Source organism: Amycolatopsis lexingtonensis (genome assembly GCF_014873755.1).
Taxonomy (GTDB): domain Bacteria; phylum Actinomycetota; class Actinomycetes; order Mycobacteriales; family Pseudonocardiaceae; genus Amycolatopsis; species Amycolatopsis lexingtonensis.
Genome location: NZ_JADBEG010000001.1, coordinates 134,136 through 144,453 on the forward strand (window position 1 = coordinate 134,136; position 10,318 = coordinate 144,453).

9 protein-coding genes and 1 pseudogene are annotated in these 10,318 nt (G+C 70.6%); 6 read left to right on the plus strand and 4 right to left on the minus strand.

The window, feature by feature from the left end:
• Positions 1-36: 36 nt before the first annotated feature.
• A pseudogene (locus H4696_RS00640) lies at positions 37-1,429 on the plus strand (IS1634 family transposase); the annotation flags it as partial.
• 191 nt (positions 1,430-1,620) lie between these two features.
• Here the strand turns inward: H4696_RS00640 and H4696_RS00645 are convergent.
• Complete coding sequence (locus tag H4696_RS00645) at positions 1,621-2,727, minus strand: FAD-dependent oxidoreductase (RefSeq protein WP_086865097.1); 1,107 nt, start codon at positions 2,725-2,727, stop codon at positions 1,621-1,623.
• A gap of 66 nt (positions 2,728-2,793) precedes the next feature.
• Between H4696_RS00645 and H4696_RS00650 the strand changes: the two genes are divergently transcribed.
• On the plus strand, positions 2,794-3,483 hold the full coding sequence (locus tag H4696_RS00650; RefSeq protein ID WP_143265449.1) for a TetR/AcrR family transcriptional regulator: 690 nt from the start codon (positions 2,794-2,796) through the stop codon (positions 3,481-3,483).
• Here H4696_RS00650 and H4696_RS00655 read toward each other — a convergent pair.
• Positions 3,473-4,759 (minus strand): ABC transporter substrate-binding protein, encoded by a 1,287-nt coding sequence (locus tag H4696_RS00655; RefSeq protein ID WP_192781974.1) that lies wholly within the window; start codon positions 4,757-4,759, stop codon positions 3,473-3,475. The two genes, H4696_RS00650 and H4696_RS00655, sit on opposite strands and share 11 nt — an antisense overlap.
• A 129-nt stretch (positions 4,760-4,888) precedes the next feature.
• Between H4696_RS00655 and H4696_RS00660 the strand changes: the two genes are divergently transcribed.
• Together H4696_RS00660 and H4696_RS00665 are read left to right on the plus strand one after the other, a co-directional pair.
• Positions 4,889-5,911: a LacI family DNA-binding transcriptional regulator gene (locus H4696_RS00660; RefSeq protein WP_086860096.1), complete on the plus strand. Its 1,023-nt coding sequence runs from the start codon at positions 4,889-4,891 to the stop codon at positions 5,909-5,911.
• A gap of 102 nt (positions 5,912-6,013) precedes the next feature.
• Positions 6,014-6,382 (plus strand): DUF742 domain-containing protein, encoded by a 369-nt coding sequence (locus H4696_RS00665; RefSeq protein WP_143265069.1) that lies wholly within the window; start codon positions 6,014-6,016, stop codon positions 6,380-6,382.
• A 6-nt stretch (positions 6,383-6,388) separates the two neighbouring features.
• On the opposite strand, the gene H4696_RS00670 is transcribed toward H4696_RS00665, so the two are convergent.
• Positions 6,389-7,219 (minus strand): alpha/beta fold hydrolase, encoded by an 831-nt coding sequence (locus tag H4696_RS00670; RefSeq protein WP_086860079.1) that lies wholly within the window; start codon positions 7,217-7,219, stop codon positions 6,389-6,391.
• A gap of 21 nt (positions 7,220-7,240) precedes the next feature.
• Positions 7,241-7,870, minus strand: a complete 630-nt coding sequence (locus H4696_RS00675; RefSeq protein WP_086860081.1) for a TetR/AcrR family transcriptional regulator — start codon at positions 7,868-7,870, stop codon at positions 7,241-7,243.
• Positions 7,871-7,902: 32 nt separating this feature from the next.
• On the opposite strand from H4696_RS00675, the gene H4696_RS00680 reads away from it, so the two are divergent.
• The gene (locus tag H4696_RS00680; protein WP_086860084.1) at positions 7,903-8,766 is read left to right on the plus strand and encodes an SDR family NAD(P)-dependent oxidoreductase; all 864 of its coding nucleotides are present in this window, start codon (positions 7,903-7,905) and stop codon (positions 8,764-8,766) included.
• A gap of 208 nt (positions 8,767-8,974) precedes the next feature.
• Positions 8,975-10,300: a purine-cytosine permease family protein gene (locus H4696_RS00685; protein WP_086860086.1), complete on the plus strand. Its 1,326-nt coding sequence runs from the start codon at positions 8,975-8,977 to the stop codon at positions 10,298-10,300.
• Positions 10,301-10,318: the final 18 nt, after the last annotated feature.

Here is a 10,318-nt window from a genome sequence, read left to right on the forward strand (position 1 = left end):
GACTTTGGCTCAAGATCGCTGATCTTGGGTAGGGTGCTGGCTGTTGAGCTGCGGTTTCGTCGTGTGAACGGCGAAAATCTGCGCACTATCGTGCACTCCTCGCGTCGCGGGTCGCGGGACTCGAGCACATCGGCTCGGCGCATGACGATGCGGCGTTGGAGGCGCTCAAGGCGGTGGCGAGGCAGCGTCTGGCTGTTGGGCAGCCCGAGCTCGACTTTGGCCCGGACTTCGCGGCGTTGCAGGCCGGCAGTGGTGCTGGCACGGATCGTCGAGCCGACCAGCAAGCTGGACAGTCTGCGAGTGGTCGAGGAGGCAGGTTTCGACCCGCCGGCGTACGCGACCCTCAAGCGGCGTCTGCCCGCGTTCGCGAAAGAGTCCTGGCGGCAGAAGTCGGCCGCGGCGTGCGCCCGCACCGCTGATCCGGGGCCGGCGTCACTGGTTCTCCACGATGTGTCCACCTTGTACTTCGAGACCGATGCCGGGGACGGGTTCCGTGAGCCCGGGTTCTCCAAAGAACGCCGCCTGGAGCCGCAGATCACGATCGGGCTGCTCACCGACGCAAGCGGGTTTCCGTTGCTGGTCAACGCGTTCGAGGGCAACCGGGGCGAGACCACTACGATGCTGCCGACCAATCCGTGCGTTCATGGATGCCCACCAGCCGGCTGATGTCACGGTCGTGGCCGACGCCGGCATGATCTCTGCGGCCAACCAGCAGGCCATCGAGGCCGCGGGGTTGTCGTTCATGCTCGGCGCGCGGATACCCGACGTGCCGTACGTGGTCCAGGCGTGGCGCCACGAGCACCCGGATGAGCAGATCCCCGACGGGCACATCTTCACCCAGCCCTGGCCTGCCGGCCCCAAGGACCAGCGCCGCGACCAGATCATCCACTACCAGTACCGGGCGGACCGGGCTCGGCGCACCCTGCACGGCATCGACGAACAGGTCGCCAAGGCCGAGCAGACCGTCGCCGGCAAGACCGCGGTCAAACGCAACCGGTTCATCCAGCTCACCGGCGCCACCAAGAGTGTCAACCGGACCCTGGAAGCCAAGGCACGCGCCCTTGCCGGCCTCAAAGGCTACGTCACCAACCTCCCGGACGTCACCGCCGAGTTCGTGATCGACGCCTACCACCGACTGTTCCACATCGAGAAGTCGTTCCGAATGTCCAAACACGACCTACGTGCGCGGCCGATCTACCACCACAAGCGCGAGTCGATCGACGCGCACCTGACGGTCGTGTTCGCCGCCCTGGCCGTCAGCAGGTGGATCGAGCAGACCACCGGCTGGTCGATCAAGAAGTTCGTGCGCACCACCCGCCGCTACCGCACCATCAACATCCAGGCCGGCGAGCACACCCTCACCGCCGTCGACCCGCTACCCGACGACCTCCGCGATGCGGGGACGAGGAAGACGGGGGAGGGCTGCCACCAGGCCAGACAGACACAGCGGCGGCAGAAAGCCAGGCCGTCCACAGGCCGTCAGACGTCCAGACAGGCCCGGACGCGACCGGACCCAACAGACACAAAAGAGCAGGTCAGAGGCGGTGTGCCCAAGAACGTCCCCAGGCCCGTCGACCGCCTGGATAGTTCATGAACAAGAAGCCCATCCGCCTCTGACCCTCAGCTCGGCTGAAAGAACTCGAGCAGCCGCCGGCTGGCGTCGGGTGACATCAGCAGCTCCTGCATCTTCGCCGACATCCGCGCGGCCGCCCCCGTCCGCTCGTACATCTCCCGCTCGTACTCCCCGATCGCCGAAGGGAAGTCCGGCTGCGAAGCCAGCGCGAGACCCAACACAGCGCCGTCCAGCATCGCCATGTTCGCCCCCTCACCCACCGGCGGCATCAGGTGCGCCGCATCTCCGATCAGCGTCACGTCCGGCTTCGAAGGCCACGTGAGGCCGGGCGGAAGGGTCGTGATCGCGCGGGGAACAACCGTGTCGTCGCAAGCCTCGATCAGCGCCGTGATGCCGGGATCCCACCCGGGCAAGAGGTCGATCAACCGCGCGCGAGCCGCCGCCGGGTCGTCGAACGGGATGTCGCTCGTGGTGAACCAGTCCTCGCCGGTGTTGTAGAAGCTGATGCCGATGCGGACGCGGCCGTCGCCGTTGCGCTGGGCGGCGAGGGAGATTCCCTTGCCGAACACCCAGTAGTTGCCGCGGCCGACCATCGCCGCGAGGTCCGGGTGCGTCCGGTCGATGTCGGGGATGCCGAGCTCGACGACGTTCTGGCCGATGTGCACCGGGCGGGCGTCGGTGAGCAGGGCCCGCACCCGTGACTGCGCGCCGTCCGCGCCGACCAGCAGGTCGTACTCCGCGCTGCTCCCGTCGGTGAAGTGCACGACGCCGTCGCTCGCCGACGCGTACGCGTGGCCCCAGCGGACGACGCCGTCGGGGAGGGAGTCCAGGAACAGGTCGCGCAGGTCGGCGCGGTCGACCTCGGGGCGCAGCATCGGCGCGTCGTCGGGCGTGTCCTCCTGGAGCAGCAGGGTGCCGTCCGGTTCGAGGAGGCGCATGTCCTGGCCTTCGCCGCGGGCGATCTCGAAGAAGCGGTCGAGCAGGCCGGCTTCGCGCAGCGCTCGCTGGCCGGAATGGATGTCCAGCATGCCGCCCTGGCCGCGGGCCTCGCGCGACGGCTCCCGCTCGTACACGACGGCCTCGATGCCCTTGACGTGCAGCACGCGGGCCAGGGCCAAGCCGCCCAAGCCGGCTCCGACGATGGCGATGGTCATGGCTTCCTCCGATTCACCGTATCGATCGATACACTGTATCGCAGAGGGCGTTGTATTGTCCGCGGCATGGTGGTGTGGGAGCGGCCGGAGCCGCCGGAACGGCCGGTGCCGGCCCCGCTGAGCAGGGAATTGATCGTCCAGGCCGCGGTGCGGCTGGCGGACGCGGACGGCCTGGCGGCGGTGTCGCTGCGCAAGGTCGCCGCGGCGCTGGACGTCGGGCCGATGCGGCTGTACGGCTACATCGCCACCAAGGAGGAGCTGCTCGACCTGATGGCCGACGCGGTGCACGCCGGGATCCGGCCTACCGGGGACGGCTGGCGCGAGGTGCTGTGCTCGCTCGCCGAAACCACCCGGCAGGCCGTCCGGCGGCACGAATGGTTCGCCGACCTGATCGGCGGGCGGCCGTCGCTCGGGCCGAACGCGCTGGCCAGGGGAGAGGCGGTGATCGCCGCGATGGACGGCGTCGACGTGGACGACGTCATGCCGATCGTCTCCGCGGTCGACGCCTACGTGATCGGCGCGGTGCGGCGCGAGACCGCCGAACGCCGGGCCGAGCGCACCTCCGGGCTGGACACCGAGCAGTGGCAGCGGGCCTACGGGCCGTACCTGCAGCGGACCTTCGCCACCGGCCGGTTCCCCGCGCTGGCCACGGTCATCCGCGACGCCGCCCACCTGGACGCCGACGAGACCTTCCGGATGGGCCTCGGCTTCCTCCTCGACGGCATCGAGGCGCGCCTGGCGCGGGCTAAGGGATGATCCCCCGCGAGGCCAGGGCATCGGCCAGGCGCTCGCGCAGTTCCTGAGCCGTGGCCTGGACGTCGATCTCGGCCGGGGGTGACAGGACCTTCGACATCACCGTCGAGAGGTTCTGGTACGCCGGCGTCAGCGGGCGGACCGCCGCGTCCGTCAGTGCCGCCTGGATGTCGTCCTTCATCGGGTACTGCTGGGCCATCGTCGGGTTTTCCTTGGCGTCGGCCGGTTTCGCCGCGTCGAGGGGACTGGTGTCGCGGTAGATCGACGCGATGCTCGGCGGGATACCGTCGACCAGTGCCTGGTACTTCTGGCTCGCCGTGTTCCGCAGGCACAGCGCCGCCTCGAACGCCTCAGGCTTGTGCCGGGAGTACGTGCTGACCGCGAGGTTGAAGCCGCCGATGGTCACCCGGCTCGGCTGCCCCGGGGTCACCGAGGGGTAGCGCGTCCACTTGAAGTGCGCCAGCTCCTGCGGCTTTTCCTTGGCGTAGGAGGCGTAGACGAACGGCCAGTTCAGCTCGGTCGCCGCGTGGCCGCGCTGGAAGGCCTGGCGGACGTCGTCCTCCTTCTGGTTCGTCAGCGACGGGTCGGTGACCCCCGCCGTGGTGAGCCGCTTGAGGAGTTCCAGCGCGCGCACCGCGCCGTCGTCCATCACGACCGAACGGCCGTCGTCGGACAGGATGTGCCCGCCCGCCGAGGCGACCAGCGTGTTGTAGAAGACGACCAGGCCCTCGTACTGCGCGCCGGTGAACACCACCTGGTACGGCTTTCCGGCCGCTTTCAGTTGCTGCGCCTGCGTAATCAGCTCGTCGAAACTCTTCGGCGGCGACGGCGTGATCCGGTCGTCGTACCAGAGCAGCTGGGCGTTGGTGTTCTTCGTGGCGCCGTAGAGCTTTCCGTTCCACTTGGCCGTGGCCAGCGGGCCGGGCAGCACGTCCCGGGTGGCCGCGGCCGCGTTCGCGCCGGTCCATTCCTCGGCCCAGCCCGCTTCGGCGAATTCCGGCACCCACGTGACGTCGAGGCCGAGCACGTCCAGCGAAGCGTCGCCCGCGGCGAGCCGGCGGACCATCTGCTCGCGCTGGCCGTCCGCGCCGCGCGGCAGTTTGTTGTAGACGATCTTGTACTTGCCGCCGGCCGCCGCGGTGCAGCGGTCGACCACCGTCTGCAGGTGGTCCTCCGGCGAGATGTACAGGTTGATCGTCAGGCCCGCGGCCGAGGAGCACGCGGCGAGCGCGGTGCCGGCCAGCACGGCCGCGCCCGCGAGGGGGAGGAGCTGGCGCATGTCGGCCTCCTAGCCGGGCAGCGACGCGCGATTGCAAGCGCTTGCATCGATGATTAGCCTTGATCAAGGCAGGTGTCAATGCCGGCAACACGGATGGTTGCAAGCGCTTGCAACGGAGGGGCGGTGCCGATGCCGGAGAAGCTCGACGACGTCGCCCGGCTCGCCGGGGTCTCGGCGGCCACCGTGTCTCGGGCGCTGCGCGGGGTTCCGGGCGTCGCCGAACGCACGCGGATCCGGGTGCGGGCGGCCGCCGCGCAGCTGGGCTACGCGATCTCGCCCGCCGCGTCGAGCCTGGCGACCGGCCGCACCGGGACGGTCGGCGTGCTCGTCCCCTACGTCGACCGCTGGTACTTCTCGCGCCTCATCTCCGGCGTCGAGCGGGTGCTGCGCGAGGCCGGGATCAGCCTGCTGCTCTACAACCTCGGCGACGACGCGGGCCGCGCGCGGTTCTTCGCCGACCTGCCGCTGCGCCGCCGGGTCGACGCGGTGCTCGTGCTTTCCCTGCCCCTTTCGGCGGCCGAACGCGAGCTGCTGCTGGGGCTCGGCGCCCCGCTCGTCACGGTCGGCACCGAGGAGCCCGGCGCGGACTCGGTCGGCATCGACGACCACGCCGCGGCGGTGAGCGCGATGCGGCACCTGGTCCAGCTCGGGCACCACGAGATCGCGTTCATCGGCGAGGACGACCCGGTCCCGCTCGGGTTCACGACGCCGGTGCGGCGGCTCGCGGCCTATCGCGAGGTCTACCGCGCGGTGTGCCGGGAGGACGGCCGCGAGCCGGACCCCGCGTTCGAGACCGGCGGCGGCTTCACCGTCGCGGGCGGCGAGCGGGCGATGGGTGTGTTGCTGGGCCTGCCCCGCCGGCCGACCGCGGTGTTCGCCGCGTCCGACGAGATGGCGTTCGGGGCGCTGCGGACGCTGCACCGCGCCGGGTTGCGGGTGCCGTCGGACGTCTCGGTGGTCGGTTTCGACGACCACGACCTCGCCGACCTGCTCGAGCTGAGCACCGTGGCGCAGCCGGTGGCGGAGCTCGGGGAGCGGGCCGGCCGCATCCTGCTCGCCAGATTGTCCGGCGGAAAAATCGCGACATCGCCCGCGATTGTCGCGACGCACCTGGTCCTTCGGGGTAGTACTGCGCCGCCGCCAGGCCGTTGATCAGCGGTTTTTCCGGCACTACTCTGTTCGGTCGATTGCGGGAGAGTGGATCACCCGGTCAAATAATCGCCGACAAGGATTAATCGCCGTGAGGAGCTGGCTGTGCACTGGGGGTCCGTGCTCGAAGAAGGCGGAGCGGGGATGGTCCGTCCGTACTTCCGCACCCATGGCCGCACCCGCCCGACCCGCGACCTGCCGGTGGAGACGCTCGTCTCGATCACGCAGCGGGGGCGGGCGGTGGTACGGGGGAGCACGCAGGAGGAGACGGAGATCTGCGCGCTGCTGCGGACTTCGCAGTCGGTCGCGGAGGTCGCCGCGCGGCGCCGGATCCCGCTGGGGGTGGCGCGGGTCCTGCTCTCGGACCTGGCGGACCGGGGGATCGTCGCCGTGCACACCGCCCGGAAGGGGTCGGGGAACCGGCCGAGCCTCGAACTGATGGAGCGCATCCTCCACGGCCTGAGCCGGTTGTAAGCGCTCTCAGGCGGTCGTGAACTCCCGCACCAGGCGGGCGAACTCCTCGGGCCGGTCGAGCGGGAGCAACGTGTAGCTGTCCTCGACCAGTGCCAGCTTTCCCTTGGGCAGCAAGGCGGTCAGCCGTTCGCCGTGCTCCGGCGGCATCACGCGGTCCTCGCGGGCCCACACCACCAGCACCGGCCGGTCGAATGCCGGCAGCCGCTCGGCCACGTCCACCAGGATCCCCGGTGCCGCGGCGAACTCCCGCAGGACGCGAACCGTGTCGCGGCGGATGCCGGCGTCGGCGAGCAGTGGCCGGATCCAGCGTGCGGCAACGGCGTCACCGCGTTTGGTGAGCCGGCCGAACGCGATCGGCAGCCGGCGCACCGCACGCAGCCGCAGCTGCTGCATGAACACCCCGAACAACCCCGGCGACAGCTTTCCGGCCAGGAACAACGTCTTTCCGGTCAGTCCCGGCGGGAAGTTGTCGAACGCGTCGCACGACGCCAGCACCACCCGGCTGACGCGCGGAACCCCGTCGGCCATCAGCAGTTGCACCAGCGCGCCGCCGGTGTCGACGCCGACCAGGGTCACCTCGCGCAGGTCGAGGCCATCGAGGAAGTCCGCCAGCAGCCCGGCGATCCCGGGCAGCGACAGGTCCGCGCCGGAACGCATCGGCTTCCGGTGCGCGCCCAGCGGCAACGTCGGGACCACGCACCGGTGACCGGGCAGCGAAGCGACCGGGCCGTCCCACAGCGAGCCGTCCATCAGCAGGCCGTGGACGAACACCACGACCGGGCCCGGCCCGCCCGTGTCGGTGTACTCGACGGTGCCCGCCGCCAGCTCGATCCGCATGCCAAAAGTGAACCACGCGGTTCACAACGTGTCGAGGGGTGCCGCTTCTTCCCGTTCGACCGCGCGCAGCAGCGCCTCGAACCCCGCGGCCGCGCCCGCGCCGTCCGAGCTGGTCAGCAGGTCGACGAGGAACCCGCGCAGGGTCGCGAGGATCATCGACGCGACCTCGTGCTTGCGCCGCTCGGGCCAGCCCGCCGGGCAGAACGAGATCAGTGTCGGGAGGTACTGCTGGGACGCGCCGTGCCCGAGCGCCGCGTACCGGCCCGGGTCGTACATCGCCAGGCCCATCGCCTGATCGAGCACGCGCCGCAACTGCGTCTCCTCGTCGCGCAGGCTCACCCAGGCGGCCCGGACGCGGTCGCTCAGCGTCGCCGGTTCCGCCGCGATCGCCGCCAGCGCGTTGCCGATCCTTCGCTCGCGCAAGGCGAAAACCGCCTGCCGGAGCAGGTCCTCGGCGCTTTCGAAGTGGTAGAGCAGCACCTTGTGGGTCGTGCCGGCCGCCCGTGCGGCGCGCCGCAGCGAGAAGTCCACCAGCCCGTTCTCGGCGACGTCGTCGGTGATCTTCGCCAGCAGCTCCCGGCGGCGCGCCTCGCCGCGGGGCGACCCCGCCGATCGCCGGTAGCCGGCCCGTTCCCCGGTAGCGTTCTCCACGGAGGACAGCTTGGCACGGGGAGGGGACGTCGATGCGGGTGCTGGTGACCGGGGGCAACGCGGGGATCGGGTATTTCGCCGCGGAGCAGCTGGCCTCGGCCGGCGCGGAAGTCGTGCTCGGCAGCCGTGACGCGGCGAAGGCCGCGGCCGCGATCACGTCGATCCGCTCGCGCGTCGCCGGGGCGCGTGTCACGCACCTCCGGCTGGACCTCGCCGACCTGGCCCAGGTCGCCACCGCCGACCCCGGCGAGCTGGACGCCGTCGTCGCCAACGCGGGGGTCATGCTCGACCACCCGCCCCGCCGCGAGACCGCCGCCGGCCACGAGCTGATGTTCGGCACCAACCACCTCGGCCACTTCGCGCTGATCGCCCGGCTGATGCCTGTGCTGGCGCCGGACGCACGCATAGTCACCACCGGCAGCTTCGCCGCGAAGTCCGCGAAGCTCGACTTCGCCGACCTCCAGAGCGAACGTGGCTACGTCCCGAAGCGCGCCTACGAACGGTCCAAGCTGGCCCAGATGCTCTTCGCCCTCGAACTCGACCGGCGGCTGCGGGCGGCGGGCTCGAAGCGGCTCAGCGTGCTCGCCCACCCCGGTGGCGCGCTCGACTCGCTGACGCCGTCGCGGCCGCCGGTGCACACGCGCACCGCGGGCCAGTGGCTGCGCGGCCGGCCGGCGGGAGTGCTGCTGCAGGGCAAGGACGCCGGTGCGCGGCCCGCCGTCCGCGCGGTGCTCGGCCCGGACGTCGCCGGTGGGCAGCTGTGGGGCCCGCGGGTGTTCGGCCTCCGTGGCCGGCCGAAGCTCGAAGAGCGCTGGGCGAACCTGACCGACGACGCGGCCGCCGGGCGGCTCTGGGCGGAAAGTGTCACGCTGACCGGACTGGACCCGCTGGCCTGAGTGCACAGCTCTGAGGCTCAGGCTGTGCACATCGCACGGTGACGCCGTCGGGACCGCTGCTTACGGTGCGGGGAACCGTTCCCCTTCCGCCAGTTGCCAATCCGACCGGAAGTAGGCCGACCGTCGAGCGGCACGTAACCGTTGCTGCGAAAGTCATCGGCCGTGGCTGTAGTCGGATTGGCAACCAACAACACAGTAGGAGGTCGGCGTGGCCTCAACAGTCGGTGTCGATGACTATGCCCTCACCAGAGTGCCGGACCACGCCCGGTACTCGTGGTGGTCGGTCGCCGTCCAGCGGTTCGGCCAGGTGTCCGCCCTGTCCCAGTTCCTGCTCGGAGCCACCGTCGGCTTCGGGATGAGCTTCTGGAACGCGGTGCTGGCCTTCACGCTCGGCTCGGTCATCCTGGAGCTCATCACCATCCTCGTCGGCGTCATCGGCGTCCGCGAGGGCCTCTCGACGTCCATGATCGCCCGCTGGACCGGCTTCGGCCGCGGCGGCTCGGCGCTCATCGGGCTCGCCATCGGAATCAGCCTCATCGGCTGGTTCGGTATCCAGTCGGCAGTATCCGCGCAGGGGCTCGTCGCGCTCATCGGCGGCCTGCCGGAGTGGGGCTGGGCGCTGCTGTTCGGCCTGCTCGTCACCGCGATCGTCGTGCGCGGCTTCCATTCCATGGCCTGGACGGCCTACCTCACCGTGCCGGCGTTCCTGATCCTCGTCGGCTGGTCGATCATCTCCGAACTGACCCGCCACGACCTCGGCTCGCTCGTGTCCTCGGCCCCGCCCGGCCCGGCGCTGAGCCTGCTGCAGGGCACCACGCTGGTCGCCGGCGGCTTCATCGTCGGCGCCGTCATCACCCCGGACATGACCCGCTTCAACCGGTCCACTTCGGACGTCGTCAAGCAGACGCTCGTCGGCATCACCCTCGGCGAGTACGTCATCGGCCTGTCCGGCGTCCTGCTCGCCCACGCCGTCGGCAGCGCCGGCATCACCACCATCGTGACGTCGTCGGTCGGCTGGATCGGCCTGCTCATCGTCATCGCCGGCACGATGAAGATCAACGACTGGAACCTGTACTCGTCGGGACTCGGCGTCGTGAACTTCATCGGCACGGTGTCCGGGCGCAAGGCCCACCGCGGCTTGGTGACCGCCGTGCTCGGCGTCGCGGGCAGCCTGCTCGCCGCGGCCGGGATCCTGGCGAAGTTCACCGACTTCCTCACCGTGCTGGGCGTCGCGTTCCCGCCGATCGCCGGGATCATGGTCGCCGAGTACTTCGTCGTGAAGAAGTGGCGCGGAGACCTGGAAGCCGCGCGGGCGCGGGGAACCGTGCCCGAGGACGCGCCGGTGTGGGTGCCCGCCACCCTCGTCGTCTGGATCGCCGCCGCGCTGTTCGGCGAGTTCGTCGACTGGGGCCTGCCGAGCATCAACTCGCTCGTCGTGGCCTTCGTCCTCTACGTCGTCGCCGGGAAGCTCGGGCTCGTGCGGGGGATCGGCAGCAGCCGGACCGCCGACGCCGAACCCGCTCCCGCCGTCTAGTCCACAAAGGAGAAAGAT

Coding starts and splice junctions, on each gene's coding strand:
- H4696_RS00645 (WP_086865097.1), bottom strand. CDS start 2,727: ATGACCATCGCCATCGTCGGAGCCGGCTTGGGCGGCTTGGCCCTGGCC.
- H4696_RS00650 (WP_143265449.1), top strand. CDS start 2,794: ATGGTGGTGTGGGAGCGGCCGGAGCCGCCGGAACGGCCGGTGCCGGCC.
- H4696_RS00655 (WP_192781974.1), bottom strand. CDS start 4,759: ATGCGCCAGCTCCTCCCCCTCGCGGGCGCGGCCGTGCTGGCCGGCACC.
- H4696_RS00660 (WP_086860096.1), top strand. CDS start 4,889: ATGCCGGAGAAGCTCGACGACGTCGCCCGGCTCGCCGGGGTCTCGGCG.
- H4696_RS00670 (WP_086860079.1), bottom strand. CDS start 7,219: ATGCGGATCGAGCTGGCGGCGGGCACCGTCGAGTACACCGACACGGGC.
- H4696_RS00680 (WP_086860084.1), top strand. CDS start 7,903: ATGCGGGTGCTGGTGACCGGGGGCAACGCGGGGATCGGGTATTTCGCC.